Origin of the sequence: Roseicyclus sediminis (genome assembly GCF_025515305.1) — a bacterium.
Classification (GTDB): domain Bacteria; phylum Pseudomonadota; class Alphaproteobacteria; order Rhodobacterales; family Rhodobacteraceae; genus Roseibacterium; species Roseibacterium sediminis.
In genome coordinates, this window is the sequence record NZ_JAOPHT010000021.1 from 25,388 (window position 1) to 52,234 (window position 26,847).

Sequence of the window (26,847 nt, forward strand, 5' to 3'; positions counted from 1 at the left end):
GCCGATCGGCAGGCTCAGCTCGCGGGGCGCAGGACCTTGAGCGCAAGCCAGACCATGCCGAGAACCCCGCCGAGCGCCACGCCCGCGAAGGCGGGCGCGGACAGGGCGTTGGCGGCGACGATGCCCGACAGCGCCCAGGCCACCGCCAGCGGATAGGTCGGGACGCGCAGCCGCTGGGTCGCCGTGACCGCGATCAGGAGCGCGAGCAAGAGGCAGGCCCAGCCCGAGACCTGCACGCTTGCGATGCCGTAGCCTGCCACCACCGTCGCCAGCGCCACGCAACTCGCCGCGGTGAGCCATCCGGCATAGAGCCCCAGCGGAAGGGCGAGCCAGGCGCGGTCCTTGGCGGGCGCGGCCGCAAGCGCAAGCAGCGCGCCGCCCAGCATCACCCAGATCAGGAACGTCGCCATTGCCGGCGCCGTCAGCGCGATGCCGATCCACGACGCCCCGATGGCCACGCTGACGAACAGGGGCCAGCGGACCGCGTCCCAGCCGGCGTCCGTGTCGCGCTTGAACAGCCCGAAGCCCGCCGAAGCGAGAAGCCAGAGATAGATCACCCCCCAGATCGCGAAGGCCCAGCCGGCAGGCTGGATCGGCGGATCGTCCACCGGCACGGGCATCTGAGACGGGTCGAACCCGGTGAAGGGCTGCGTCAGGAACGGCGTCACGACGAAGGCTATGCTGGCCACGAGGACGAGCACCGCCTTCAGCTTCGCGGTGTCCTTCGGGTCGTCGGGCCGTTCAAGTGTCGGGTCTTCAGGCAAGTGTTCCCTCCGGGGTGATGCGGCTCGCCCCTCTCATGTAGGGATGGAGTGCCTGCGGCAGAACCACCGACCCGTCCGCCTCTTGTCCGTTCTCGAGGACCGCGATCAGGCAGCGCCCCACGGCGAGGCCCGAGCCGTTCAGCGTGTGCACGAACTCGGGCTTGCCGCCGCCCTCTGGCCGGAAGCGCGCGTTCATCCGCCGCGCCTGGAAATCGCCGCAGGTCGAGACCGAGGAGATCTCGCGGTAGGTGTTCTGTCCCGGTAGCCACGCCTCGATATCGTAGGTCCGCCGCGCGCCGAAGCCCATGTCGCCTGTGCACAGGACCACGGTGCGGTAGGGGATGCCGAGCCGCTCGAGGATGCCCTCGGCGCAGCGCAGCATGCGCTTCTGCTCGTCGTCGGACTGATCGGGATGGGTGATCGATACCATCTCGACCTTCTCGAACTGGTGCTGGCGCAGCATGCCGGCCGTGTCGCGGCCCGCCGACCCGGCCTCGGAGCGGAAGCAGAGCGAATGGGCGGTATACCGGAACGGAAGTGCGGCCTCCTCGACGATCTCACCCGCCACGATGTTGGTAAGCGAGACCTCGGAGGTCGGGATCAGCCACCAGCCATTCGTGGTGGCATAGCTGTCCTCGCCGAATTTCGGCAATTGCCCGGTGCCGTACATCGTCTCGTCGCGGACGAGGACGGGACCGTTCACCTCGGTCAGGCCGTTCTCCTCGGTGTGGACGTCGAGCATGAACTGCGCGAGCGCCCGGTGAAGCCGCGCGACCGCCCCCTGCATCAGCACGAAGCGCGAACCAGAAAGCTTCGCGGCGGTCTCGAAATCCATGCCGGGGGCGATGCCGGTGATCTCGAAATGCTCCTTGGGCGCGAAGTCGAAGGCGCGCGGGCTGCCCCAACGGTGAAGCTCCACGTTGTCGGCCTCGTCGGCGCCGTCCGGCACGTCGTCGTAGGGCAGGTTCGGGATGCCGGCGAGCAGGTCGCGCAGGGCCGCGTCCTTCTCCTTCGCCTCGTCCTCGAGCCGCGCGATCTCGTCCTTGCGCTCGGACACCAGCGCGCGCAGGCGTTCGAACTCCGCGTCGTCGCCACGGGCCTTTGCCGCGCCGACCTCCTTCGAGGCCGCGTTCCGTTCGGCGAGCGCTGCCTCCGACCACGAGATGCAGGCGCGGCGCGCCTCGTCGAGGGCGAGGATCGCGGGCGATTGGGCCGAAAGCCCACGGCGGGCAAGGGCGGCGTCGAAGGCCTCCGGGGCCTCGCGGATGGCGCGGATATCGTGCATCTTCCGGGTCTTCTCGCTTATGGAACGGTCGCGGGGCGCTTATGGCGAAGTTTGCCCGCCGGCGGAAGGGGGCGCATCCAGCGCGAAGGGGCCGGCGAAGTCGGGCCAGGGAACAACGTCGGCGATCATCGCGCGCAGGGGCGTTCCGAAGGCGGCGCCGGGTCCCGTCGGGCCACCCAGGACGGCGCCAACCGTTATCCCTTCCACCCGCCACTCCCCGGGGCGTCCGGACAGCACGGGGGACCCCGACAGGCCCGAGACCACGCGGCAGTCGCTTCCCAGAAGGCCGGGCGCAAGTTCCGCGAGCTCGCAGAACGGGTGGCCGTGCAACCGTTCCTCCGTGGGGTTGGGATAGCCGTAGATCGCGACCGTTTCGGGGTCGGACCCCTCCTCGGCAAGCGGGATGGGCGCGACGATGTCGTTGGGCACGGCCATCGCGAGCCGCAGAAGCGCGATGTCGCCAGGGGCGTTCGCGGGTGTCAGCGGCCCGTCCGAATTCCTCGCGTGGAACGCGACCGCGCGGACCGTCACGGCAAATAGCGGCGGTGCGCTGTCGGGCCGGAAGGTCAGCCGCATGGCCCGTGGTCCGGCCACCTCGCCGCGCGCGCAATGCCCCGCGGTCAGGGCGAGGTCCGGGGCGATCAGCACCGCGGTGCAGCCGCCCCTCACCTGGTGGGCCGCGCGCAGCCGCCCGATCGCCGCAAGGCTGGCCTCGGCCGAGCGCGGCGCAAGGCCGGGCGGGTCCGCCGGCCCGGCCGACACCGGTCCCACGGAGGCGAGCAGGGCGAGAAGGCAGAGGACCGCGCGCGTCATGACGCCGATCCTAGTGCGCCGCCGCGAGACGGTCGAGCCTTGCCGCGTGGCCAGATCGCCTGTGTCGCGCGGTCTTCATGTCGCGCCCGTTTCCGGGTTTCGGGGCCTTTGCAAGGTTGCGCTCGGCCCCGGATGCGCCCATGTGCCCGGCTGAGGTCTGCGCCTTGCCTTCCCCAGACCCCGGAATTACGGTGCCGCGACTTTTGGGACCGGGGTTCACCCGGGGACGGCCCCGACAACCAGAAGACCGCCCACAGCAGGGCCGACCCTGCCGAGACACAGAGGACACCGATGGAAGCCTTCGCCCAGTTCGTACCGCTGATCCTGATCTTCGCGATCATGTATTTCCTGCTCATCCGTCCGCAGCAGAAGAAGGTGAAGGAACACCAGGCCATGGTTGCCGCGCTGCGCCGGGGCGACGAGATCGTCACGCAGGGCGGCCTCATCGGGAAGATCACCAAGGTCAAGGACGATGCCGAGGTCGAAGTCGAGCTTTCGCAGGGCGTGAAGGTCCGCGTCGTGCGCCCGACCATCGCACAGGTCCGCTCCAAGACCGAGCCTGCCGACGACTGAGCGCGGGGGCGCCCCGCGCCCCGCCGTTCGCCGCCGACGAAGAAACGCAGACCGAAGGTCCCGCGCGCATGCTGCAAATCCCGCTCTGGAACCGGATCCTCATCATCCTGGTCCTTCTGGCCGGCATCTCCTTTGCGATGCCGAACATGTTTTACGAGCAGGTCGAGCGGCACAACGATGCCGCCGCCGAGATCGAGGCGACCGGCGTCACCAGCGACGCGGCCGCCGAGGCGCTGGCGGGGTGGCCGGAGTTCCTTCCGTCCACGCTGGTGAACCTCGGTCTCGACCTCCGGGGCGGTGCACACCTCCTGGCCGAGGTGCAGGTGGCCGATGTCTACGAGGCGCGGATGGACGCGCTCTGGCCCGAGGTGCGGGACGCGCTGCGCGACCTGCGTGACACGGTCGGCACCATCCGCCGTTCCGACGCCCCCCCGGGTGAGTTGAACATCCGCGTGAGCCAGCCCGAGGGCCTGCCCGAGGCCGTGGCCGCCGTCCGCGCCCTGGCCGAGCCGGTCGTCAGCCTCACCGGGGTAGGGGCCTCCACGCTCGACGTTAGCGCGCAGGGCGACACGCTGATCGTGAGGCTGAGCGAGGCCGAGCGTCAGGCCACCGACGACCGCACCATGCAGCAATCGGTCGAGATCGTGCGCCGCCGCGTCGACGAGGCCGGAACGCGCGAGCCCACGATCCAGCGTCAGGGCGCGGACCGCATCCTGATCCAGGTTCCGGGCATCGGCAGCGCGCAGGAACTGAAAGACCTGATCGGCACCACCGCGCGGCTGACCTTCCACCCCGTCGTGGGGCGCGCCGGCAGTGCCGATGAGCGGCCCGAGGCCCGCCAGATCATCCTGCCCTCCGTCGACGAGGACGGCGTTTTCTATATTCTCGAGCAGACCCCGGTCGTCACCGGCGACGACCTCGTGGACAGTCAGCCGAGCTTCGACCAGCAAAGCGGCCAACCGGTCGTCACCTTCCGCTTCAACCCGCATGGCGCACGGCTCTTCGGCGAATACACGGCCGCCAACGTGGGGGCTCCCTTCGCCATCGTGCTGGACAACGAAGTGATCTCGGCGCCCACCATCCGCCAGGCGATCACCGGCGGCTCGGGCCAGATCTCGGGCAACTTCACGGTCGAAAGCTCGACCGAACTGGCCGTCCTGCTGCGCGCCGGCGCGCTTCCGGCCGAGATGACATTCCTCGAGGAACGCACCATCGGGCCGGAACTCGGCGCCGACAGCATCGCGGCCGGCCGCATCGCCGCGGTCGTGGCCTTCGTGGCGGTCCTCGCCTTCATGATCCTGAGCTACGGCCTTTTCGGCGTGTTCGCGTCGGTCGCGCTGATCCTGAACGTGGGCCTGATCTTCGGCGTCCTCAGCCTGATCGGGGCGACGCTCACGCTGCCCGGCATCGCGGGGATCGTCCTGACCATCGGCATGGCGGTGGACGCCAACGTCCTTGTCTTCGAACGGATCCGCGAGGAGATGAAGAACGCCAAGGGTCCGGCACGGGCGATCGAGCTCGGCTACGAGCGCGCGCTGTCGGCGATCATCGACGCCAACCTGACGACCTTCATCATCGCGGTGATCCTTTTCGCGCTGGGCTCGGGCCCTGTGCGCGGCTTCTCGGTGACGCTGGGGATCGGCATCCTCACGTCGGTCTTCACCGCGATCTATGTCACCCGCCTGTTCATCGTGACCTGGTTCGACCGGGCGCGCCCGAAGAAGATCGAGGTCTGAAATGCGCCTGAAGCTGGTTCCCGACGAGACCAACATCGACTTCTTCAAGTACGCGCGCCTGACCTTCGGCGCGTCGATCGTGGCAATGGTCCTCTCGCTCGGCGTCTGGATGGCGATGGGTCTGAACTTCGGCATCGACTTCCTCGGCGGCACCACGATCCGCACGGAGGCGTCCGAGCCCGTGGATGTGGGCGCCTACCGTGACGCGCTCTCTGTGCTGAACCTCGGCGACATATCCATCACCGAGGTCTTCGATCCCACGTTCGACGACGATCAGCACGTGGCGATGATCCGCATCCAGGCCCAGGAAGGGCAGGAAAGCGTGACGCCCGAGACGATCAACGCCGTGCAGGAGGCGCTGCGCACCGTCTATCCGGCGATGACCTTCCCGAGCGTGGAGTCGGTCGGCCCCAAGGTCTCGGGCGAACTGATCATCACGGCGCTGATCGCGGTCGGGGCCTCGCTCGCGGCGATCCTGATCTACATCTGGCTGCGCTTCGAATGGCAGTTCTCCATCGGTGCCGTGGTCGCGCTGGTCCATGACGTGATCCTGACCATCGGCATCTTCAGCCTGCTGCAGATCCGCTTCGACCTCGCCACCATCGCTGCGCTTCTGACGATCATCGGCTACTCGATCAACGACACCGTCGTGATCTTCGACCGGTTGCGCGAGAACCTCATCAAGTACAAGCAGCGGCCGCTTCGTGACGTGATGAACCTTTCGGTGAACGAGACCCTGAGCCGGACGATCATGACCTCGGGCACGACGCTCATCGCGCTCCTGGCCCTCCTGATCCTTGGCGGGGACGTGATTCGCGGGTTCGTGTTCGCGATCTTCTGGGGCGTGATCGTGGGTACCTATTCCTCGGTCTACGTCGCCAAGAACGTCGTCCTGATGATCGGGGTCAAGCGCGATTGGTCCAAGCCCTCCTCGGGCGGGGGAACGCAATTCGCCAACATCGACGCATGATCGCCGCGTCGCGCGGGGCAGGGCGTGCCTGAGGCCCTGGTCGCGGTCCTCGCCGATCCCGCGCTTCCCTTCGTCGCCTTCGTGTCGCTGGTCGCGGGGCTGGTCTACGGCTTCGCGGGCTTCGGTTCGGCCCTGATCTTCATGCCGCTTGCGACGCTGTTCCTGCCCCCGGCAGTGGCCATCGCCGCCTTCTCCCTGTCCGCGCTCGCCTCCTTCGTCACGGTCGTGCCGGGCGCCTGGAGGGTCGCGGACAAGCGGACCGTCGCGCTGATGATCGCCGCCTGCGTCCTCTTCACGCCGCTCGGGGTTCTGGCGCTGCGCCTCGCGCCCGAAGAGGCGATCCGCACCACCATCGCGGCTCTGACGCTCCTGACGCTCGGCGCGCTGATCGGGGGCTGGCGCGTTCCGGTCGGCGCGGGCACGAAGTCCAGGCTCGGGATCGGCGCGCTGTCGGGGATCGCGGGCGGCGCCACGGGCCTGAACGGTCCGCCCGTCATCCTGTTCAACCTCGGGACGGAGGGGCAGCCGGTGGCCGTCACCCGCGGCAACCTCGCGGTGTTTCTCACGCTCAGCTCCCTGACCTTCCTGCCGCAGCTCTGGCTGCAGGGCCTGTTGCCGCCGCGCGCGGTGTGGCTGGGCGCGATCCTCTTGATCCCCTACGCCGCCGGCACCTGGGCGGGAACGCGGCTCTTCCGGCCCGAAAGGGCTGTGTTCTACCGCCGCTTCGCCTATGCTCTGATCGGCGCGGCGGGGCTGGCCGCCCTGCCGTTCTGCCGCTGAAACGGGAGAGACGCATGCGCATCACGGAAGTGGATTTCGGCACCGGCACTCCGATCGACGGCTATGGCACCGGTTTCTTCCGCGTCGGCGGCAAGGTGGTGAACGGTGGCGCGCTGATCCTGCCGGGCTCGGTCGCGGCATGGGACGGCTACGATGCCACAGCCCCGATCCTCGCGGCGGCGGACGCCATCGACATCCTCATCCTCGGGACCGGCGGCGAGATCGCGCATCCGCCGCAGGCCTTCCGCAAGGCGCTGGAAGCGGCCGGGATCGGGGTGGAGCCGATGGCGAGCCCTGCCGCATGCCGGACCTACAACGTGCTCCTGTCCGAGGGGCGGCGCGTCGGTGCAGCCGTTCTTCCGCTGGGCTGAGCCCTGCTAGTCCGCGAGATCGCCGAGGATCATCACGCGCAGCTCGCGTTCCAGCTTGCGCCGCATCGCGTCCTCGAAGTCCGAATGGTTGCGCGCGTATTCGACGAAGGCGCCAGGGCCGCGGATCACCTCGGACAGGAAGTATTCCTCGATCCCGCGCGACGCGCCGCCGATGGCGAGGCCATTCACCGTCACCCCCTCGAAGGGGAAGTGCCGATAGGCGGCAGCCGGCGGAAACCCGTCGTTGTTCTGCCCGTCGCCCGAGATGTCCACGGTTCGGAACAGGCAGGGCGGCGCCGTCTCCAGATGCGTCGCCGCGAAGCCGAGCGCGTAGCCGATGGCGGTGGGGAAATCCTCGTGGCTGCGCGTGGAGCGCAGGACGCGCTCCGCGATCCCCACGAGGTCCGCCTCGCCCTCGATCAGGGTCCAGTCCACCAGAAGGTCCTGCTGGAACCGCCCCGACCATTCGTAGATCGACAGGGCCACGGGCCCCGTCCCCGACAGCGCCGCCTCCACCACCGATGGGTGGATCAGCGCCGCGGCCAGCCCGTCGAGTTGCAGCTGGTATTCCTCCGCGTCGACCGAGGCCGAAACGTCGAGCCCGAGCAGGAGCGCGAGGCGGCACTCCGCCTGCGCCGCCGCCGGGGCGGCCAGCGCGAGGCCCAACGACAGGAGGAGCGCGGGCGTCCTCACCAGTGGCCCGTGTTGCCCATCGAGGCCCAGGGCTCGGCCGGGGCCAGTGCCTCGCCCGCCTGCAGCAACTCGACCGAGACGTTGTCGGGCGAGCGCACGAAGGCCATGCGCCCGTCGCGCGGCGGCCGGTTGATCGTCACGCCGTGGTCCATCAGGTGCTGGCAGGTCTCGTAGATGTTGTCGACGGCATAGGCGAGGTGGCCGAAATGCCGGCTGTCGGAGGGCAGCCCCTCGTCCCCGTCCCAGTTGTACGTCAGCTCGACCGGGCACTCCTCCTGTCCCGGAGGCGCCATGAACACCAGCGTGAAGCGGCCCTGCTCGTTCTCGTAGCGGCGCGTCTCGTGCAGGCCCAGCAGCTCGTAGAAGGCCATCGAGGCCGCCAGGTCCTTCACCCGGACCATCGTGTGCAGGTATCGAATGCCCATGTCGCTCTCCCCTTGGCGTTCCGTTCGGGGCGCAGGTTAGCGCGAAGCGTGCGCCGGAACAGCCCGGGCGAGCGGTAAATTTCCCGTGGTCCGGCCGGAACCGGCGCATTGCAGGAAAAACCCCCTTTATCTTGCGGTCATGCCGCCCGCTGGGGCAAAATCTGGGACGTGCCGCGCGCGAATCCCACGACAGAAAGGCCGCCCCATGCCCCTCACTCCAGACCAGCTTGCCGAGATCGAGGCTGCCCGCGCCGAGCCGCAGCCGACGCTGCGTGCCGTCAGCCCCGGCATGGAAGCCCATCTTTACAAGGCCGTGCCGGTCCTCGATCACGGTTTCGTCCGGGTCATCGACTACATGGGCGACGACGCCGCCATCGTGCAGGCCGCCCGCGTCTCCTACGGGGCGGGCACGAAGAAGGCGCGCGACGATTCGGGCCTGATCCGCTACCTCATGCGGCACTGGCACTCGACGCCCTTCGAGATGTGCGAAGTGAAGCTGCACGTGAAGCTGCCGGTCTTCGTCGCGCGCCAGTGGATCCGCCACCGCACCGCCAACGTGAACGAGTATTCCGCCCGCTACTCGATCCTCGACCGGGAGTTCTACATCCCCGAGCCCGAGGCGCTGGCCGCGCAGTCCACGGTCAACAACCAGGGGCGCGGCGCGGTGCTGGAAGGGGCGGAGGCCGCGCGCGTGCTGGAGATGCTGAAGGCCGACGCGGGGCGGGCCTACGACCATTACGAGGCGATGCTGAGCCAGGACGGCCAGCAGGGCCTCGCGCGGGAACTGGCGCGCATGAACCTGCCCGCCAACATCTACACGCAGTGGTACTGGAAGACGGACCTGCACAACCTCTTCCACTTCCTGCGCCTCCGCGCCGACGCCCACGCGCAATACGAGATCCGCGTCTACGCCGAGGCCATCGCGGCGATGGTGAAGGACTGGGTCCCGGCGGCCTACGGCGCGTTCGAGGATTACCGGATGGGCGGGGTGACGCTCAGCGCGAAGGGGGTCGAGGTGCTGCGGCGGAGGCTGGCGGGGGAGGCCGTGACGCAGGAGACGTCGGGGATGAGCAAGGGCGAGTGGCGGGAGTTCGAAGAGGTGTTTGGGTGATGGCTGTTGGCGCAGACGATTTCAGGAAAATTGAAAACAAGCTCGAACGTTGCAAAAAGTATCTGGATGAACTTCGCGACTCCCAAGATGTAGAATACGCTGCACTATTGTGGGAGAACATTCTCACCGCCTGGTGCCAATCAAAAAAATTATTCGGTAAGTTTTGTGGCTTGGTCGGACTGGTTGGTATACAGGAACAGATTAAAGCAGATCTGAGCGGATCACGCGCGTCGGCGCACTATTTCCTCCACGCTCGAAATGCCGAAGAACACAGTTTTGCCGCCGTCATGAGCCAAGTCCCGCAGAGCAAGGCTGTCCATGTACCTGGCGTGTTTGGCGGAACTTTCGTAGAAGGGGAACACGTATTTAGTCACGACAATTACGTTGTCGTTGGTGATCTTGTCATCCGGCAACCTGACTATCTGATTAACTCGCGTTCCTACGAAGATGGCACTGATTTGCCGCCCGGAGCTTCGACGCACATACTAAAGAGCTATATTGTGCCTTCCACTGTAATGGATCGGGGGGTTGAGTATTCCCCGCCTAGCCTTCCTGTGGCCGATGAAGAGTGGGCCTTAGCTCTCGCTCTAGATGCAGTCGAATGGCTGGACGATCTGATTTCCTTAGCGGTGGATGAATTGGGTTGGGTGAGATGAAGCTGGGCTTTAGATGATCTGCAACGATCCATTTCATTCCGTCAAACGATAATTCTCTACCCGCCCCTCACTCCCCCACCGCCGCCAACGCCTCCGCCCGCAACTCGGCCACGATCTCCGCATTCTCCTCCTCCCACGCGCTGAAGGCGCGGTAGGTGGCGATGCGCTCGGCCCCGTATTCCGCCGTCCCCACGGGCGCGGGGTCGAGGGGGGCGAACCAGGCCTTTACCTCTTCGTAGGTCTCCACGCAGGCGAGGCGGTCGCCGCCCAGCGGCTCCTGCGTCTGCGCGGCGGCGTCGCAGGTGTAGTAGGCGAGCAGAAGGGCGAGGAATTGCTCCAAGGGGGCCGTCTCCTTTCCGCGAAAGAGGGGACCTTGGCGGCCGCGCGTCTGTCAAGGCGGGCGCGGGGGCGGCCCGATCACGTCTTCGCAAGGGGCGGGGGAGGCGGGCGCGGTGCGGCCCGCCCTTGCAACCTGCGCAGGACCGCTAGGTTGTGACGGGCCCCAGAAGGAACCCTCCATGTCCTATGTCGTCCTCTTCCTCGCCACCTCGATCATCTTCCTCGTGGCCGACGCGATCATGCTCCGCTCCGTGCTGCAGCCGGTCTTCGCCCGGCACCTCGGCGACGGCCTCTACGAGGGGGGCTTCCGCCTGCTGCCAGCGGTTCTGTTCTACTTCGTCTACATGTTCGGCGTGCTGTGGTTCGCGGGCCTGCCGGCGCTGAAGGCGGGGACGCCGCACACGGCGCTCCTGAACGGCGCGGTCCTGGGCCTCGTGGCCTACGGCACCTACGAGCTGACGTCCTGGGCGGTGATGCGCGACTGGCATCCGCAGATGGTCGTCATGGACATCGCGTGGGGCACCGTCCTGACCGGCGCCGCGGCCTGGGGCGGGGTGCTGGCGGCGCGGGCCGTGGCGGGCTGAGCGCGGGGTCGGGGGCGGGGTAGGGGTTTCCCGACTGGCGCGGTGCCGCCTTTACTGTGCTGATCGCCTGGTCCCATGGGGGGACGCCGTATCAGGAGACCTTGCCATGACCCGCCTCGCAGCCCTCGCCGCCGCATTCCTTCTCGCCCTTCCGGCCCCTCTTCTCGCCGCCGGAACGCCCGAGGAGCCCGCCTTCACCATCGAGGTGCGCAACGTCCAGTACGTCGCCCCGGTCAGCCCGCAGGAGGGCGGCCAGTTCATCGCCTCCGACGCGGACATGCCCGAGGGCCTCGCCGAGGGGGACATCGTGATGATCGTCGACAACACCGACGCTTCGATCACGCGGATCGCGGAATATGCCGGCCTGAACGGCATCGGTCAGCACAACTTCCGCGTCTTCGACGTCGAGGAATGATCCTCAGGCCACCTGGGCCGCCTGGTTGGTGAGCTCGGCGATGCGCGCGGGGGTCAGCCACTCCCGCCGCATCCGTGCCAGCCAGGCATGCGCCTCGGCCTCGAGCGCCGCGATCTCGGGGTCGGCGCGCCGCCAATGGGCCATCAACGCCTTGACCTCCGGCAGGTGGCGCAGGATCGAGCGCTCCTCGACATCGTTCACGTTCGCCGCCCGGTGCCAGCGCGACTGCAGCATGTAGCGCTTGTTGTAGACCGAGCGCATCCCGTCCCCGCGGTGGTTCTTCAGGAGGAACAGGTCGGGCGAGCGGATGGCGTAGTGGTTCACCACGGCCCCCTCCCAGCGGAGGTGCCGCGTGCGGTTCGTCCGACCGTCGGCGGCGTCACGGTGGTCGGAGACCTCGGTGTCCGCCATGGCACCGGGATGGAGCGGGCGTCCATAGGCGGTGCAGAGGCTGACCTCGCGCCGGGGATCCTTGGGCATGTGGTCGATCCCGCCCGTGAAGGCGCCGGGGTCGAACATCGTCTTCTGCATCGCGGTGAAGGGGCGCGTCCGGCTTGCGGCGCGCGTCAGCTCCTCCATCTGCAATCCGCCCTCGGTCCATTCGGTCAGCCCGCCGTCCCCGAAAAGCCGCCAGGTGACCGCGACCGCGTCGAAGCCCTCGACCACCGGGAGCCAGTCGGCGAGGCGTCCGTCGCCCTCCAGCACGTTCAGGAACTCGTCGGCATCGATGTGCAGAAGCCAGCGCGACGCCTGCGCATGGGGGTCCTGCAGCACCCGCGCGACGCCCGCGGGCTGGGGCGGAAGCTCGCCGCGCAGGTCGTTGCGGATGTGGTGCACCGCCCCGAGCGCGGCCAGCCGGTCCATCAGGATGTCGGTGCCGTCACTGCAATCGTTGGTGCAGACGAAGACGTGGTCGAACCCGATGACCCGGTGATAGGCCACCCATTCGAGCGCGAACATGCACTCGTCGCGCATGCACGCCATGATGGAGGTTTGCACTGCTCTGCCCCGGTTTTTTTTCGGTACTTGCCGGGCAGATCGTAGACGGTTTGCGGGGAATGGGAATCGTCGCCGTGAACGCGCGCGCGGGATGTTGCCGGGGCGCCGCAGGAGGCGTGCCGCACCCCGGTTCCGGCGCGTGCGTGCCGGGTCGGTCACGGCGCCGATGGCCATGACCGCCGCGGCCGGATTTCTGTGAGGGTCGCGTCGTCCGGGGGGCGCCCGGATACCCTCGGGCTCTCGTGTCAGAGCTTCTGCAGCTCCACGGCCGAGGCCCGACCGTCTCGTCCCTCGCGCAACTCGTAGCTGAGCTTGGTGTTGTCGGCGAGCCCGGTCATTCCGGCCTTCTCGACGGCGGAGATGTGCACGAACACGTCCTTGCCGCCATCATCGGGGGCGATGAAACCATAACCCTTGGTCGTATTGAACCACTTCACGGTGCCTGTCGGCATCGGTCTTCCCTCTCAAGTCACAATGCGCGCCCGCGACGTGCGGCGCGTTGGTGCAGCAGGGTCCACGTGACCAATGTGCTGCCTTCTTGAGAGGGCGGTTCACAGGGAAACCAGGCGTCACGCCGACAAAATTGGTGCAATCCCGAATTGAGACAAGATCGAATCTATGGAGGCGCCGCGCGATGGCGCTAATTTGCGCATAAGGCGAAAAGAGGAGGCGCGGCGATGACGCTTTACGGGCTGAAGGCCTGCGATACCTGCCGCAAGGCGCTTAAGGCCCTGCGCGAGGCGGGCCACGAGGCAGAGTTGGTGGATGTCCGCGAGACGCCGGTCGGGGATGCGGTTCTGGACAGGTTTCTCGGCGCGTTCGGCGAGGCTCTGGTCAACACGCGCTCCACGACCTGGCGCGGCCTGTCCGAAGACGAGAGGGGCCTGCCGGCCCGGACGCTTCTGGCCGCACATCCCGCGTTGATGAAGCGCCCGGTGATCGAGGCCGACGGGACGCTCTACCTCGGCTGGGACGCGGGCGTGAGGTCGGCGCTCCTCTGACGCGAGAGCAGGGCGTCGAGCGAGAGCGGCCCGGCCCCGCGCAGCACCAGGACGACCAGCAGGAAGATCCAGAAGGCGCGCTGATCGGCGATGTCCGAGCCCGCGCTGTTGTCGAACCAGGCGCCGAGCACGTCGCCCGAGACCCCGTGCCCGACAATGTCGACCCAGGTCTGCACGGCGACGAACCCGATCATGCCGATCGCCGCGAGGCGGGTGAACAGCCCCAGGACGATCAGCGCGGGCAGGATGAACTCGGTCCAGGTGCCGAGGATCACGATGGGTGTCGCCAGCGGCCCGAGCGCCGAGGGGTTGAAGCCCACCGCCTCGAAGGCGCGCGGCAGGATCTGGATATAGGCGCCGAGGTCCGGGCTGAACGGTCCCGAGCCCCATTTCGTCAGGCCCGAGTTCCAGTAGTAGACCAGGAGCGTTCCGGCAAAGACGATGCGGGCGAGCGTCGGGATCAGCCAGGGCGCGGTGGCCTCGAGGGTGCCGAAGATGCGGTCGTGCAGGGCGATGAGGGGGCGCATGGTTCAGGCTCCTTCGGGGGTGTGGCTGGCGTCGAGGGTCAGGGCGCCGGAGGACAGGAAAAGGGTCAGGATCGCGGGCATGTCCGCCTCGGGATCGATCGCCTGCGTCGCAGTGACGGCCTCGGCCAGCGTCAGGCGGCCCTTGAGGTGCCGTGCGAAGGTGTGGCCGCCCCGGGGCAGAGCGTGCGGAACCGGATCGTAGCCCGGGCGCGTGATGAGGACCGTTTCGGGCCGCCTTGGAGGGACCAGGTGCGGCTCGGTGGTGTTGCGCAGCCAGATCGACAGAACCGGAAAGCGCGAGGCGAGGATCAGCGTCGCGGGTGCAAGGCGGGGGCGCAGCTCCAGCACGTCGGCTGGCGCGCGGCCCTCAAGCGGAAGCGGCGCCACGTCGGCGGCGTGGTACGACTGGCGGAGGCCCAGTTCGAGCCGGGCGATGTCGGGGAGGTATGGCAGCTGCGCCACGGGCTCGAACCCTGCAAGAAAGCCCGGAAACCGGCCGCCCCAGAGTTGCAGGCGCGGATCTTCGGGCGGATGGGCGCGCAGGAAGACCCCGGCCATGGCGCGGAAGAAGTCGCGTCCCACGAGTTTCTCGATCACCGGAAAACCGGTGGCGAGCGCGTCCGAGAGGCTGGCCGACACGTTGTTGCGGTAGACGTCGAAACGGCGGCCGGCCGGGCGGCCCTCCGGGTCGGTCAGGCCGGGCGGCGGCGAGGTCTGGGGGTCGAGAAGTGCTGCGGCGAATGCGGTCTGTCCGGTCATGGCTCAGGCCTCCACCGGCGACAGGAGTTCGGCAGCGCGCGCGGCTTCCGCACGCAGCGTCGGCCAGTCCGGGACGTCGGTGTCCCATTCGATCAGAGTGGGCCGCGGACCGCCCCGGGCGATGGTGTGGGCATAGAGCGTCCAGACCGGGTCAACCACCTCGCGGCCGTGGCTGTCGATCAGGAGAGGCGCGCCATGCTCGTCCTCGTCCTCGTCATGGCCGCCGAGATGGATCTCGCCTACCGCCTCCAGCGGGAAGGCGTCGATATAGGTGCGCGGGTTCCAGTTCTGGTTGGTGGCCGAGACGAAGACGTTGTTCACGTCGAGCAGCAGGCCGCAGCCGGTGCGCCGGGCGATCTCGGACAGGAAAGTGACCTCGTCCATATCGCTCTCGGCGAAGGCGAGGTAGGTCGAGGGGTTCTCGAGCAGCATGCGCCGCCCGAGCCTGTCCTGAACCTCGCCGATGTGGTCGGAGACGCGCGCCAGCGTGGCGGCGGTATAGGGCAGGGGCAGGAGGTCGTTGAGGAACCCCGTGTCGTGGGTCGACCATGCGAGATGTTCGGAGAAACTCGCCGGGTTCAGCCAGTCGAGAAGGTGGCGCAGGCGAGAAAGGTGGTCACGGTCGAGCGGGCGCTCGCCGCCGATGGACAGGCCCACGCCGTGCACCGAAACCGGCATGCGTTCGGCGATGGCCCTGAGTTGCGCCAGCGGGCGGCCACCGGCGCCCATGTAGTTCTCGGCGTGGATCTCGACCCAGCGGACAGGGCCGGGATCCTCCATGAGGCCGCTGAAATGCCGGGCCTTGTATCCGACACCGGCGGCGGCGGGCAGGCGGTATGGGGGGGCGAGGTCGAGCATGGCGGCCTGTGTCGGAAGAAGGATGTGAGGGGAGGGGCCCCGGCCAGGTCATCCGGCCGGGGCACACGATCTTACATGTCGACGGACATGTAGTTCGATGCGTCCGTGCCTTCGGGCAGGTCGCGGTTGATGCCATCGTAGCCGCCGGCCATCAGTTCGGCTTCGCTCACGCCCATGCGGCCGTCGGGCAGTGCGATGTCGCCGCAGGTGCCGGCGGGAACGAGCGTCCAGGCGTTGCCCTGGTAGTCGACCGTGGACGAGCCGGCGCAGGTCGTGCCGGGGCCGGCCGCGCAGTCGTTTTCGCCGGCGAGGCTGACGCCATAGCACTTCTCGTTGTCCTGCGCCTGGGCATCGGTGACGCCGTGGGCGGTGACTGCTGCGGCGACGGCGCCGAGAAGGGCGAGCGATTTGGTTGTGGTGGTCATCGGCTTGGTAACTCCCTAGTGGATTGAATGCGGGGGCGGCGCGGGATGCGCCGCTGACCAGAGCCTGTCCGAATTGGCCGGTCACGGGCCAATCACAGGGCTGTTGCCCACGTGTCCGTGACGCGCCGTCAGCGGGTCGTGAGCCGTGCCGCCCTGGTGGTTGTATTGAAAATCAACGGCTTGACCCCCAAACGGTGCCGTCCCGGGGATCGGATTGAAATGCCGCGCTCGCGCGCCGCGCGGGGAAAATGCGAAAATGTTTCACCCCAAGGTGGAAAAGGCCGGGGTCTTGGGATGCGTGGCGCGAGCATCTATGTCAGGCCTGACGCGGAACGTGATGGCTGATCGGAGGAACGGAAGATGCGCAATGCCGCACTGGTGCTGGGGCTGATCGGCGGGCTCTGGGCGATGATCGTGGGCTTCTTCGTCTACGGCTACATCGAGTTCGTCGACTGGTTCGGCGAGGTGCCCGACCTTGCGCGGCAGGTCGAGGACCCGGCGATGTTCCGCACGGTTTCGATCCTTTCGCCGCTTCTGGCCATCGCCGGAGCCGCGATGGCGCGCGCGCGCGCCCTTTGGGGCGGCATCCTCATGTTGATCGCGGCGGGCGGCATCTACCATGCCTTCGGCTTCGGGGTATTCACGATGTTCCCGATCGCCTTTTGCGGACTCGCCGGCGTCCTCGCCATCGCGGCCGGACGACCCGACGAAGAGAAGGCCCATTTCTGAACCGGATCGGCGGACCCTGGGCCTTTGTCGTCAAGCGGTTTTCCCCGTTCGTTCGTGGCAAATCGCAGAAAACTGAAAAAATTTCTTCCGATACTGTTGACCTGCGGAAGTTGACACTCATCCTGTCAATCGTAGCGGCGGGGACATCCGGGCGAAAAGGCGTGCCGACCGGTTTGCCGTGGCTCAAGCGGCGACCGGAAGGGACAGCATGTCAGGTGCGGACGACGACGCTTCGGGGGGAAGCTCAGGCGGCGATAGACGCGCGCGCGCCATTCATTCCCTTGCGCGGATTGCGCTGTCGCGCATGGCTGGCCGGGAGGCGCCGGCCGATCTCTCCCCCGCTTTTCTGGAAAGCTTCTGCCGTCTGCTGATGGCAGGCGAATACCGTGCGGCCGAGCGTATCCTGCGCACCATGACGGAAAGCCGTGCCCGCCACTCCCGCATGGCCGACGGGATTCTGGCCGCCGCCGCGCGGCATCTCGGCGCCAAGTGGGAGAACGACGAGGCCTCTTTCGGCGAAGTCTCGATCGGTGTGGCGCAGATCTTCCGGCTGAACCAGGCCTTCGGGCAGCGGAACCTGCCTTGGGTGCGGAATACCGACCAGCGGCTCGCGGTCTTCGCCACGCTTCCCGGACAGGGGCATAATCTGGGTCTCGTGCTGGCCGCCGAAGCATTCCGGCAGGAGAACTGGCAGGTGGATCTCCTGCTCGATACGCCCGGCCACGATGTTGTCGAACGCGTGCGCCGCATGCGGCCCGAGGCCGTCGGCCTCAGCATCAGCACCTTCGACCGCAAGCATCAGATGGCGCACCTCGTCGGGGAGCTGCGCGCGCTGCCGATCTGGTTCCGGATCATGCTCGGCGGCACGGCGGCGGCCGAGCTGGCCGAGACGCTCCCCAAGGGCTGGCGGGTCGAGGTCGTCCAGGGCATCGATACCGCGCTGCGCGAGGACTGAACCTTTCAGTCCGCGTCCTGCACGATACGGATGCAGATGTTGCCGAAGACCGATTGCCCCTCGAGCGCGCGGAACGCATCGGCCGCCTCGTCGAAGCCGAAGACGGCGCCGACCACCGGGTGCAGGCGATGCTGATCGAGGGCGCGATTCATCGCCACGAAGGCCTCCTTCGAGCCGACCGTCACGGACCGGAGCGTGAGTTGCCGCGTCAGGACGGCGGGAAGGAAAACCTCCGCCTTGTTGCCGGTGACATTGCCGATCAGGATGATCTGGCCGCCCGTGCGCACCGACCGGATCGCGTCGCCCAGCGTCCTGGCGCCGCCGAGTTCCAGCACCCGGTCGACACCGGCGCCCCCGGTCAGCGCGCGGACCTCCGACGCCCAGTCGGGCGTGGCCGCGCGATCGATGACCTCGTCAGCTCCTAGCGCCCGCAGCCTCTCCGCCCGCTCCGCCGAAGAGGTCGTGACGATCGTCCGCGCCCCGGCCGCCCGCGCAAGCAGGACCGCCATGAGCGCGACGCCGCCCGACCCGAGGATGAGCACGGTTTCTCCGGGTCGCACCGGCACGTTGCCGGACAAGGCGCTCCAGGCGGTGACGCCCGCGCAGGGAAGCGTCGCGGCCTCCGTATCCGACAGGTGCGCGGGAACCCGGACGACGCCGCCGGACGGCAGCACCCGATGCGAGCAGAGGACCCCGTCGAGCGGCCCGCCAAGGCGCGCGGCCTCCAGATCGGACGGCGGGCCGCCGCCCTCCCAGTTCTGGAAGAAGCAGGGCGCGACACGGTCGCCCGGGGCCAGGTCGCGGACCTCGCTGCCGGTCTCGACGACGATACCCACCCCGTCCGACAACGGGATCAGCGGCGGCTGCACCGCGCGCCCGTGCTGGCCGTTCAGGACCACGAGATCGCGGAAGTTGAGCGCGGCGGCCCGCATTTCGATCAGGACATCGCGCGGGCCGGGGCGCGGCGTCTCCGCCTCGTGCAACGCGAGGTTTTCGTAGCCGAAGCCGCCGGTGAAGGCCCAGTAACGCATGACGTCTTCTCCCTCCGAAGACGAGCCTTGCAGATCGGCGCGCGGATGCAAGACCGCGTGCTGTGCCCGGTCCCGGACCTCAGCGCAGGTCGGGTGGCACCGCTTCGGCGGCAAGCTCGGACACGATTTCGGACAGGGGGACGATGCGGGTTTCCTTCTCGCCCAGCCGCCGCACCGTCACCGTGCCGTCCTCGACCTCCTTACGGCCGACGGCGAGGATCACCGGCACCTTGCCCACCGAATGCTCGCGGACCTTGTAGTTGATCTTCTCGTTGCGGATATCGGCCTCGGCGCGGAGTCCTGCCTGCGTCAGCTTCGCCACGGCCTCGGTCACGAAATCATCCGCTTCGGAGACGATCGAGGCCACCACGACCTGCCGGGGTGCCAGCCAGAACGGCAGTTTGCCCGCGTAGTTCTCGATCATGATCCCGATGAACCGCTCGAAGGAGCCCAGGATCGCGCGGTGCAGCATGACCGGGCGGTGCTTTTCCCCGTCGGGGCCGATGTAGGTGGCATCGAGCCGCTCGGGCAGGTTGAAGTCCGCCTGGAACGTGCCGCACTGCCATTCCCGTCCGATGGCGTCGGTGAGCTTGAAGTCGAGCTTCGGCCCATAGAAGGCGCCTTCGCCCGGGTCGATCTCGTAGTCGTTGCGCACGCTCAGGATCGCCTTTTCGAGCGCGGCCTCGGCCTTGTCCCAGATCTCGTCCGAACCCACGCGCACGTCGGGCCGGGTCGACAGCTTGATGTCGAAGCTGGCGAAACCCGCATCCGCGTATATCCCCGACAGAAGCTCGATGAAGGCCGCGCATTCGGCCTCGATCTGGTCCTCGGTGCAGAAGATATGCGCGTCGTCCTGCGTGAAGCCGCGCACCCGCATCAGCCCGTGGAGCGCGCCATGCGCCTCGTAGCGGTGGCAGGAGCCGAATTCGGCCAGCCGGAGCGGCAGGTCGCGGTAGGACTTCAGCCCGTGATTGTAGACCTGCACGTGGCAGGGGCAGTTCATGGGCTTGAGCGCGTTGACCCGCTTCTCGTTGGCATGTTCCTCGTCGATCTCGGTGATGAACATGTTCTCGCGGTACTTGTCCCAGTGCCCCGAGGCTTCCCACAGCTTGCGGTCCACGACCTGCGGCGTCTTGATCTCGCGGTAGCCGGCTTTCGTCAGCTTCCGGCGCATGTAGTCTTCCAGCTCGCGGTAGATCGTCCAGCCGTTGGGGTGCCAGAAGACCATGCCCGGCGCTTCCTCCTGGAAATGGAACAATTCCATCTCGCGGCCAAGGCGGCGGTGGTCGCGCTTCTCGGCCTCTTCGAGGAAGGTCAGGTAGGCCTTGAGGTCATCGCGGTTGCGGAAGCCGACGCCGTAGATCCGCTGAAGCATCGGGCGGTTCGAATCCCCGCGCCAGTAGGCGCCCGCGACGCTCATCAGCTTGAAGGCATCGGCGGGCAGCTGGCCGGTGTGCTGCAGGTGCGGGCCGCGGCAGAGGTCCTGCCAGTGGCCGTGCCAGTACATGCGGATCGGCTGACCCTCGGGGATCATCCCGACGAGCTCGACCTTGTAGGGCTCGTTGTTGGCCTCGTAGTATTTCACGGCGCGCTCGCGGTCCCAGATCTCGGTCGTGACGGGGTCGCGGCGGTTGATGATCTCGCGCATCTTCGCCTCGATCAGCCCGAGGTCTTCGGGCGTGAACGGCTCTTTCCGGTCGAAGTCGTAGTACCAGCCGTTCTCGATCACCGGGCCGATCGTGACGCGCACGTCGGGCCAGATCTCCTGCACGGCGCGGGCCATGACATGGGCGAGGTCGTGGCGGATCAGCTCCAGCGCCTGTGCCTCGTCCTTCATCGTGTGGATGGCGATCTCGGCGTCGGCCTCGATGGGCCAGGCGAGGTCCCAGTGGCGGCCGTCCACGGTCGCGCTGATCGCCTTCTTGGCGAGCGAGGGGGAGATGTCGGCGGCGACCTGCGCGGCGGTCACGCCCGCGTCGTAGGATCGGCTCGCGCCATCGGGAAGGGTCAGGGAAATCTGGGCCATCGGCCACGTCTCCTCGTCGGTTTGGCGCCCACGGAACGCCCGGTTGCGGGTATGTGTCGTGGCGTTTTCTGACGGCGACCGCGACGGAAGTCAACGCGCCGCGACACCTTCCACGGGCCGATTCCCGCCCGCGAAAGCCCCCGCTTGGGTTCCGGGGATTGCCCCCAAGGGCGCCTTGCCGCAGTTTGCCCGTCAGCACGGGGAGACGTCCATGCCGGAACCGCAGTATCTCGACACGCCTCAGGGGCGCAGGCTTGCCTATCATCGCTTTTCGGGGCGGGAGCCGGGCGTGGTCTTTCTCGGTGGCCTGCGCTCGGACATGACGGGGACCAAGGCCGTTCACATCGAGGAGTGGGCGCGGCGAACGGGCCGAGCCTTCCTTCGGTTCGACTATTCCGGCCACGGGTCAAGTTCCGGAACCTTCACCGAGGGTTGCATCGGCGACTGGGCCGAGGATGCGGAGGCCGCGATCACGGGCCTCACGGAGGGCCCCGTGATCCTTGTCGGATCCTCGATGGGGGGCTGGATCTCGTTTCTGATGACCCGGCGCATTCCCGGCAAGATCGCGGGCGTCGTCACCATCGCGGCCGCTCCCGACTTCACCGAGGACGGAATGTGGGCCGAATGGTCGGAGGACCAGCGCAAGGCCTGCATGGAGGAGGGGCAGGTCGCGCTGCCATCGGAGTACGGCGAGGACATGATCGTGACGCGCCGGATGATCGAGGACGGGCGCGAGCATCTCGTCTTGCGTACGCCGCTGTCGCCGGGCGTGCCGGTGCGGATGTTTCAAGGCACGGCGGATGCCGATGTGCCGGTCCCGGTCGCGATGCGACTGCTCGACCATCTCGATGGCGACGACATCCGGCTGGAGCTGGTGAAAGGCGCGGATCACCGCTTTTCCGAGCCGGAGTGCCTCGATACGATCACGCGCGCGCTGGAGGAGGTGCTGACGCTTGCGTAGGTTTGGACGCTTCGCCGGCCGTCTGGTCGCGGCATGCCTGGCCGCGGCAGCGGCCATCTGGCTCTTTGGCCCGCGCGAGTCCGCGGCCCGCGGTGCAGGTGCGACCGAGGCGCTTGTCGCCGACCCGGCGATCCTCGCATCCCGCGAAGCCGCGCTTGCCGACATCGTGCCCGGTGCCGAGGCGCGCGTGATCTGGGCGGGCGCGCCGGGCGAGGTCACGCGGTGGTCGGTCCTCTATCTCCATGGCTTTTCCGCCAGTTCCGAGGAGATCCGTCCGGTCCCCGACCTCGTGGCCGAAGCCCTGGGCGCGAACCTGGTCTTCAACCGGATGCCGGGCCACGGGCGCACGGCCGAGGCGATGGGCGAGGCGACCGCGTCGCAATGGATCGACGATACCGACCTGATGCTGGACATCGCCCGTGCCGTGGGCGACCGGGTTCTTGTCATCTCGACCTCCACAGGCGGAACCCTTGCCGCCTATGCCGCGACCGAGCCGGACATGGCGGCGGACGTGGCGGGGATCGTCTTCGTCTCGCCGAACTTCGCGCTGGCCAATGCCGCGGGCGCGATCCTGCAATGGCCGCTGGCGCAGGTCTGGGCCCGCCTGATCCTGGGTGAGGAACGTGCGTTCGAGCCCCGCAACGAGGCGCAGGCGCGCTACTGGACCGAGCGCTATCCGACCCGCGCGCTGGTGACCATGGGCGCGCTGCAGCGCGAGACGGCGGCGCGGGATTTCGGTGCCGCGACGACGCCCGCGCTCTTCGTGTTCTCGGATGCCGACCAGGTGGTGTCGGCTGCGGCCACCCGTGACGTGGCGGCCCGCTGGGGCGGCCCGGTCAGGCTCGAGCCCCAGACGCTGCCCGAGGAAGGGGTCGACGCGTCGGCCCATGTCATCGCCGGCGATATCGTCAGCCCAGCCATGACGGCGCCTGTGGCCGAACTCATCCTCGACTGGGCGGGCCTCCTGCAGGATTGAAGTCCACGTCCCGCGAGGGGCGTAACCTCTCCCCTGGCCGAACGGATTTCCCGAGGAAACGCAGGGCGAGGCCCCCTTCCGCCGCCATGTCCGGCGGGCCGACCGGAGGGTTCGGCCCAGGGCGCGGTGTCCTGCCTCCGATCCCGCCATTTCCGGGCGCTCCCGAGGCAGCGGCCAGAATTCCCTTGCCGAAACCGGTTTCGGAGCGAACCATCGGATTCGGGGAGTGAGAAGACATGGCCGATCAGACATCCGAGTGCTCGGGGCCGACCCGGGTCACGATCAAGGACCTGGCTGCGGAACTGGGTCTTGCGAAAGGCACCGTCAGCCGCGCGCTGAATGGCTATCCCGACATCGCCGAAGGCACGCGGCTGCGCGTGTCGCGCGCCGCCGAGCGGATGGGCTACCGGCCGCTTGCCCAGGCGCAGGCGATCCGGACGGGCCGCGCGCGGTCGCTCGGTCTGGTCCTGAACGCGGGCCGCTCCGACGCGCACAAGCCGTTTCTGACCGATTTCCTCGACGGCATCAGCCGCGGCGCCTCCGAGGAAAGCTGGACGCTGACCGTCGCCACCGCCGAGGACGAGGCCGACGAGGTCGCCACAATGGCGCGCCTCATCGACGAGCGGAAGGTCGACGGTTTCATCCTGCCGCGCACGAAGATGCGCGATGCCCGGATCGAGCTCTGCCGGGCGCAGTCGGTGCCCTTCATCCTCTATGGCCGGACGGGCGACACCACGGGATGCGCCTGGTTCGACATCTCGGGCGAAGACGCGATGCATGACGCGGTCCTCAGGCTCGCGGGGTTCGGCCATCGCCGCATCGGCTGGCTTGGCGGCATGCCCGACTACACCTATACCCACCTGCGCCGCGACGGGTTCCTTGCCGGCATGGCGGCGGCGGGCCTGGTGCCCGATCCCTCGCTCATGGCGGACGGGGTCTTCACCGTCGAGGACGGGGCCGTTGCGGGCCTGCGCCTGCTCGACCATCCCGAGCCGCCTACCGCCGTGGTCTGCGCGCTCGACGTCGCCGCCTTGGGGCTTTACCGCGCGGCGGCGCGGGCGGGGCGAGCCGTGGGCCGCGACCTCGCCGTGATCTCCTATGACGGCAGCCCCGAGGCGGCGACGGCCGATCCGCCTCTGACAAGCTATGCCGTGGACACCCGCGCCGCGGGCCGCGCGCTCGCCTCGATGCTGATCGCCCGCATCCGCGGCACCCAACCCGAAGACCTGCGCCAGGTGGTGCCCGCGCGGTTGATCCCGCGCGCATCGGACCGGCTCAGCACCCCCATTCCGGACGCGCCGCGGGAGGCGGCGGTTCCGGTTTCCACGAGACTTGCCTGACAGAAAACCAACGGGAGGATAGGCATGACGACGATCAGAACACCGGGGCGCGTGGCCCTGATGGCGGCGGCTTCGGTCCTGGCGCTGAGCACGGCGGCGAGCGCGCAGGAGACGATCCGCTTCTGGACCACCGAGGAGCAGCCCGAACGGCTGGAGCGGCAGGAGGCCATGGCCGCCGACTTCACCGCCGAGACCGGCATCTCGGTCGAGGTGATCCCGGTCACCGAAAGCGACCTAGGCACGCGGGCCACGGCGGCCTTCGCCGCGGGCGACCTGCCGGACGTGATCTACCACACGCTGCAATACGCGCTGCCGTGGTACGACGCCGGCATCCTTGACGCGGAAGCCGCCAGCGAAGTGGTCGAAAGCCTCGGCACCGACACCTTCGCCCCCGGTGCGCTGGCGATGGCGGCCGTCGATGAGGGCTGGGCGAGCGTTCCCGTGGACGGCTGGACGCAGATGATCGTCTACCGCGCCGATCTCTTCGAGGAGAACGGGCTGGAGCCGCCGAACAGTTACGCCAACGTGCTGGCCGCGATCGAGGCGCTGCACAACCCGCCCGAGATGTTCGGCTTCGTCGCCGCGACCAAGGTGGACGAGAACTTCATGTCTCAGGTGCTGGAGCATGTCTTCCTCGCCAATGGCGTCTCGCCGGTGGGCCCGGACGGGTTCCAGCCGCTGGAGATGGGGCCGACCGTCGAGGTGCTTGAATTCTACAAGGCCATCGTGGACGCGAGCCCCGAGGGAGAGCTGTTCTGGCAGCAAAGCCGCGAGCTCTACTTCGCGGGGCGGGCCGCCATGATCATCTGGTCGCCCTTCATCCTCGACGAGCTTGCCGGTCTGCGGGACAGCGCGCCGCCGACAATCAACGAGGACCCCACGTCGCGCGACCTCGCCGAGCGTACCGGCATCGTGACCAACTTCGCCGGTCCCTCGAACCCCGACGGCGCGGCCTGGGCCGACATCCGCTATTTCGGGATCACGGCTGACGCCGATACCGAGGCCGCGCAGGCCTTCGTGGAATACTCCATGTCGGACGGCTACACCGCGACGCTGGCCATCGCGCCCGAGGGCAAGTTCCCGGTCCGCCGGGGTGACGGCGAGAACCCCTCGGCCTTCACCGAGGCCTGGGCGCAGCTCGATGTCGGCGTCGACCGGCGGGCACCCATGGGCGACCTCTACGCCGCCGAGATGATCGACGAGATCGTCGGCGGACTCGACGTGGCGCAGCGCTGGGGCGTGGCCGAAGGGCAGCTCGCACTGGCCTCGAACATGATCAACAGCCAGGTCATCAACCGGTTGGTGCGCGAGTACATGGACGGCGTGCGCAGCGCCGAGGAAACCGTGGACCTCATGAACGAGGAACTGGCCGCGATCGAGTGATCGTGTCCGGTCCGGGGCGGCGGAAATCCGCCCCGGACCTCTCGCCCGGAGCCCGCGCATGACCGCCGCCACCCCACCCAAGGGACAGGGCCCGCTTGCCCGCCGCGAGGCGCGGCTGGCCTGGGGCCTGATGCTGCCCACGCTTCTGAGCGTCATGCTGGTCGTGGTTCTGCCGCTGCTGGCGATCTTCTGGATTTCCGCCAAGCCCGTCGAACTGGCCGACCTTCGCCCGCCCGCGCCGGTGGTGCGCGAGGACCTGCGCGACGCCGACGAGGCTGTGGCGACGCTGCGTTACCGGGTGCGCAATTCGAGCCAGGGGGAGCCGATCCGGGATGTTCGGCTGACCGACACGATCCCGGCCGGCGTGGTGGTCGAGAGCCTGCCCGAGGGCTGTATCCTCGACGGCACGGCGCTCGCCTGCGCGCTGGGCGACCTCGAGGGCGGCGGGCGGATCACCCTGGAGATCCCCGTGACGCTTGGGGGCGACGCCGCAGCGCTGGAGGACGCGATCGAGGACGGCACCGTGCCGTCGATCACCGGGGAGGCGGAGAACATCCTGACGAACCTCGAGTTCACCTTCGAGAACTTCCGGGCCGTGTTCGATGCGCGCGAGTTCTGGACGGTGATCTTCGCCACCGTCTTCTACACGGTCGTGGGCACCTGCGGCGCACTGATCGTCGGGCTTTTCGCGGCGCTTCTCCTCAACAAGTCGTTTCGGGGGCAGGGCATCCTGCGCGGCCTCTACCTCTTTCCCTACGTGGCGCCGGTGATCGCGGTGGCGTTCTCCTGGGTGATCCTGTTCGATCCCTTCTCGGGGTCGGTCAACGCGCTCCTGATCCAGATGGGCGTGACGGAGAGCTCGATCAATTTCTTCGGGGAGCGGCCGCTCGCCCTCGTCATGGTGACGGTCTTCGAGATCTGGCGTTATTTCCCGCTGTCTTTCCTGTTCATCCTCGCGCGGATGCAGTCGATCGACCACGACATGTACGAGGCGGCGGACGTCGACGGGGCCTCGCCCTTCCAGAAGTTCCGCTATCTCAGCCTGCCGATGCTGATGGGGATCCTGTCGGTCCTGTTCCTGCTGCGCTTCATCTGGACGTTCAACAAGTTCGACGACATCTTCCTCCTGACGGGCGGCAATGCGGGCACCCGCACGCTCACGGTGAATGTCTACGAGCAGGCATTCGCCCTGTCGAACATCGGTGCCGGCGCGGCCGTGGCCGTTGTGATCCTGCTGTGCCTGCTGATCTTCTCCTGGGCCTTCTTCCGCTTCATCTCGCGGGAGGAGGGGCTGTGAGGGGATGGCGCAGGAATGGTGTCGGCGCCTGCGGCGCCGGTTGGATTGGTCTTGCTGTCGGCGCC

At 68.1% G+C, this 26,847-nt stretch carries 31 protein-coding genes; 17 read left to right on the forward strand and 14 right to left on the reverse strand.

What is annotated here, in order from left to right; translation table 11 throughout:
* Positions 1–14 precede the first annotated feature (14 nt).
* Genes N8I71_RS18660 through N8I71_RS18670 form a run of 3 tightly spaced genes read right to left on the reverse strand, consistent with a single transcriptional unit; the run spans position 15 to position 2,862 of the window.
* Complete coding sequence (locus N8I71_RS18660) at positions 15–764, reverse strand: hypothetical protein (RefSeq protein ID WP_262879541.1); 750 nt, start codon at positions 762–764, stop codon at positions 15–17.
* Positions 757–2,049, reverse strand: coding sequence for a serine--tRNA ligase (gene serS / locus N8I71_RS18665; RefSeq protein ID WP_262879542.1), 1,293 nt, complete (start codon positions 2,047–2,049; stop codon positions 757–759). Before serS ends, N8I71_RS18660 begins: the two co-directional genes overlap by 8 nt.
* Before the next feature lie 39 nt (positions 2,050–2,088).
* Entirely contained in the window at positions 2,089–2,862 is a 774-nt protein-coding gene (locus N8I71_RS18670; protein WP_262879543.1) for a trypsin-like serine peptidase, read from the reverse strand.
* A 291-nt stretch (positions 2,863–3,153) separates the two neighbouring features.
* Here N8I71_RS18670 and yajC point away from each other — a divergent pair, with 291 nt between their 5' ends.
* From yajC to N8I71_RS18695, 5 genes are all read left to right on the forward strand, one after another.
* Entirely contained in the window at positions 3,154–3,435 is a 282-nt protein-coding gene (yajC, locus tag N8I71_RS18675; protein WP_262879544.1) for a preprotein translocase subunit YajC, read from the forward strand.
* A gap of 68 nt (positions 3,436–3,503) precedes the next feature.
* Complete coding sequence (secD, locus tag N8I71_RS18680) at positions 3,504–5,171, forward strand: protein translocase subunit SecD (protein WP_262879545.1); 1,668 nt, start codon at positions 3,504–3,506, stop codon at positions 5,169–5,171.
* A 1-nt stretch (position 5,172) separates the two neighbouring features.
* Positions 5,173–6,141, forward strand: coding sequence for a protein translocase subunit SecF (gene secF, locus N8I71_RS18685; RefSeq protein WP_262879546.1), 969 nt, complete (start codon positions 5,173–5,175; stop codon positions 6,139–6,141).
* Between the two features lie 24 nt (positions 6,142–6,165).
* Positions 6,166–6,921, forward strand: a complete 756-nt coding sequence (locus N8I71_RS18690; RefSeq protein ID WP_262879547.1) for a sulfite exporter TauE/SafE family protein — start codon at positions 6,166–6,168, stop codon at positions 6,919–6,921.
* A gap of 14 nt (positions 6,922–6,935) precedes the next feature.
* Positions 6,936–7,292: an Mth938-like domain-containing protein gene (locus N8I71_RS18695; protein ID WP_262879548.1), complete on the forward strand. Its 357-nt coding sequence runs from the start codon at positions 6,936–6,938 to the stop codon at positions 7,290–7,292.
* 6 nt (positions 7,293–7,298) lie between these two features.
* On the opposite strand, the gene N8I71_RS18700 is transcribed toward N8I71_RS18695, so the two are convergent.
* Together N8I71_RS18700 and N8I71_RS18705 are read right to left on the reverse strand one after the other, a co-directional pair.
* Positions 7,299–7,985 (reverse strand): DUF1194 domain-containing protein, encoded by a 687-nt coding sequence (locus N8I71_RS18700; protein ID WP_262879549.1) that lies wholly within the window; start codon positions 7,983–7,985, stop codon positions 7,299–7,301.
* Entirely contained in the window at positions 7,982–8,410 is a 429-nt protein-coding gene (locus N8I71_RS18705; RefSeq protein ID WP_262879550.1) for a VOC family protein, read from the reverse strand. Before N8I71_RS18705 ends, N8I71_RS18700 begins: the two co-directional genes overlap by 4 nt.
* Positions 8,411–8,615: 205 nt before the next feature.
* On the opposite strand from N8I71_RS18705, the gene thyX reads away from it, so the two are divergent.
* The gene (thyX, locus tag N8I71_RS18710) at positions 8,616–9,521 is read left to right on the forward strand and encodes an FAD-dependent thymidylate synthase (protein ID WP_262879551.1); all 906 of its coding nucleotides are present in this window, start codon (positions 8,616–8,618) and stop codon (positions 9,519–9,521) included.
* Positions 9,521–10,177, forward strand: coding sequence for a hypothetical protein (locus tag N8I71_RS18715; protein WP_262879552.1), 657 nt, complete (start codon positions 9,521–9,523; stop codon positions 10,175–10,177). The genes thyX and N8I71_RS18715 overlap by 1 nt, the downstream gene beginning before the upstream one ends.
* 67 nt (positions 10,178–10,244) lie before the next feature.
* On the opposite strand, the gene N8I71_RS18720 is transcribed toward N8I71_RS18715, so the two are convergent.
* Positions 10,245–10,517 (reverse strand): hypothetical protein, encoded by a 273-nt coding sequence (locus N8I71_RS18720; protein WP_262879553.1) that lies wholly within the window; start codon positions 10,515–10,517, stop codon positions 10,245–10,247.
* A 178-nt stretch (positions 10,518–10,695) separates the two neighbouring features.
* Here N8I71_RS18720 and N8I71_RS18725 point away from each other — a divergent pair, with 178 nt between their 5' ends.
* Positions 10,696–11,100: a DUF2177 family protein gene (locus N8I71_RS18725; RefSeq protein WP_262879554.1), complete on the forward strand. Its 405-nt coding sequence runs from the start codon at positions 10,696–10,698 to the stop codon at positions 11,098–11,100.
* A gap of 106 nt (positions 11,101–11,206) precedes the next feature.
* On the forward strand, positions 11,207–11,515 hold the full coding sequence (locus tag N8I71_RS18730; protein WP_262879555.1) for a hypothetical protein: 309 nt from the start codon (positions 11,207–11,209) through the stop codon (positions 11,513–11,515).
* A gap of 3 nt (positions 11,516–11,518) precedes the next feature.
* Here N8I71_RS18730 and N8I71_RS18735 read toward each other — a convergent pair whose 3' ends face one another.
* Both N8I71_RS18735 and N8I71_RS18740 read right to left on the reverse strand, forming a co-directional pair.
* A complete protein-coding gene (locus tag N8I71_RS18735) occupies positions 11,519–12,490 on the reverse strand; it encodes a glycosyltransferase family 2 protein (RefSeq protein WP_262879556.1) in 972 nt (323 codons plus the stop codon).
* Between the two features lie 269 nt (positions 12,491–12,759).
* The gene (locus N8I71_RS18740) at positions 12,760–12,966 is read right to left on the reverse strand and encodes a cold-shock protein (protein WP_262879557.1); all 207 of its coding nucleotides are present in this window, start codon (positions 12,964–12,966) and stop codon (positions 12,760–12,762) included.
* Between the two features lie 225 nt (positions 12,967–13,191).
* Here N8I71_RS18740 and N8I71_RS18745 point away from each other — a divergent pair, with 225 nt between their 5' ends.
* On the forward strand, positions 13,192–13,515 hold the full coding sequence (locus N8I71_RS18745) for an arsenate reductase family protein (RefSeq protein ID WP_262879558.1): 324 nt from the start codon (positions 13,192–13,194) through the stop codon (positions 13,513–13,515).
* Here the strand turns inward: N8I71_RS18745 and N8I71_RS18750 are convergent.
* The 4 genes from N8I71_RS18750 to N8I71_RS18765 form a co-directional block, all read right to left on the reverse strand.
* Positions 13,473–14,042, reverse strand: coding sequence for a DoxX family protein (locus N8I71_RS18750; protein WP_262879559.1), 570 nt, complete (start codon positions 14,040–14,042; stop codon positions 13,473–13,475). The two genes, N8I71_RS18745 and N8I71_RS18750, sit on opposite strands and share 43 nt — an antisense overlap.
* A gap of 3 nt (positions 14,043–14,045) precedes the next feature.
* The gene (locus N8I71_RS18755; protein ID WP_262879560.1) at positions 14,046–14,801 is read right to left on the reverse strand and encodes an HvfC/BufC N-terminal domain-containing protein; all 756 of its coding nucleotides are present in this window, start codon (positions 14,799–14,801) and stop codon (positions 14,046–14,048) included.
* A 3-nt stretch (positions 14,802–14,804) separates the two neighbouring features.
* Positions 14,805–15,659, reverse strand: coding sequence for an MNIO family bufferin maturase (bufB, locus tag N8I71_RS18760; RefSeq protein WP_262879561.1), 855 nt, complete (start codon positions 15,657–15,659; stop codon positions 14,805–14,807).
* Between the two features lie 71 nt (positions 15,660–15,730).
* Positions 15,731–16,084: a BufA1 family periplasmic bufferin-type metallophore gene (locus tag N8I71_RS18765; RefSeq protein ID WP_262879562.1), complete on the reverse strand. Its 354-nt coding sequence runs from the start codon at positions 16,082–16,084 to the stop codon at positions 15,731–15,733.
* A gap of 360 nt (positions 16,085–16,444) precedes the next feature.
* Here N8I71_RS18765 and N8I71_RS18770 point away from each other — a divergent pair, with 360 nt between their 5' ends.
* Positions 16,445–16,813 (forward strand): hypothetical protein, encoded by a 369-nt coding sequence (locus N8I71_RS18770; protein ID WP_262879563.1) that lies wholly within the window; start codon positions 16,445–16,447, stop codon positions 16,811–16,813.
* A 304-nt stretch (positions 16,814–17,117) separates the two neighbouring features.
* Positions 17,118–17,768: a cobalamin B12-binding domain-containing protein gene (locus tag N8I71_RS18775; protein ID WP_262879564.1), complete on the forward strand. Its 651-nt coding sequence runs from the start codon at positions 17,118–17,120 to the stop codon at positions 17,766–17,768.
* Between the two features lie 5 nt (positions 17,769–17,773).
* Here the strand turns inward: N8I71_RS18775 and N8I71_RS18780 are convergent, their stop codons facing one another.
* Entirely contained in the window at positions 17,774–18,799 is a 1,026-nt protein-coding gene (locus N8I71_RS18780) for a zinc-dependent alcohol dehydrogenase family protein (protein ID WP_262879565.1), read from the reverse strand.
* Between the two features lie 79 nt (positions 18,800–18,878).
* Positions 18,879–20,825, reverse strand: coding sequence for a threonine--tRNA ligase (gene thrS / locus N8I71_RS18785; protein WP_262879566.1), 1,947 nt, complete (start codon positions 20,823–20,825; stop codon positions 18,879–18,881).
* Between the two features lie 211 nt (positions 20,826–21,036).
* Here thrS and N8I71_RS18790 point away from each other — a divergent pair, with 211 nt between their 5' ends.
* From N8I71_RS18790 to N8I71_RS18810, 5 genes are all read left to right on the forward strand, one after another.
* Positions 21,037–21,786, forward strand: coding sequence for an alpha/beta hydrolase (locus N8I71_RS18790; RefSeq protein WP_262879567.1), 750 nt, complete (start codon positions 21,037–21,039; stop codon positions 21,784–21,786).
* Positions 21,779–22,762: an alpha/beta hydrolase gene (locus N8I71_RS18795; RefSeq protein ID WP_262879568.1), complete on the forward strand. Its 984-nt coding sequence runs from the start codon at positions 21,779–21,781 to the stop codon at positions 22,760–22,762. The genes N8I71_RS18790 and N8I71_RS18795 overlap by 8 nt, the downstream gene beginning before the upstream one ends.
* A gap of 236 nt (positions 22,763–22,998) precedes the next feature.
* Entirely contained in the window at positions 22,999–24,102 is a 1,104-nt protein-coding gene (locus N8I71_RS18800; protein ID WP_262879569.1) for a LacI family DNA-binding transcriptional regulator, read from the forward strand.
* Positions 24,103–24,126: 24 nt separating this feature from the next.
* Positions 24,127–25,485, forward strand: coding sequence for an ABC transporter substrate-binding protein (locus N8I71_RS18805; protein WP_262879570.1), 1,359 nt, complete (start codon positions 24,127–24,129; stop codon positions 25,483–25,485).
* 58 nt (positions 25,486–25,543) lie between these two features.
* Positions 25,544–26,782: a carbohydrate ABC transporter permease gene (locus tag N8I71_RS18810; protein ID WP_262879571.1), complete on the forward strand. Its 1,239-nt coding sequence runs from the start codon at positions 25,544–25,546 to the stop codon at positions 26,780–26,782.
* Positions 26,783–26,847: the final 65 nt, after the last annotated feature.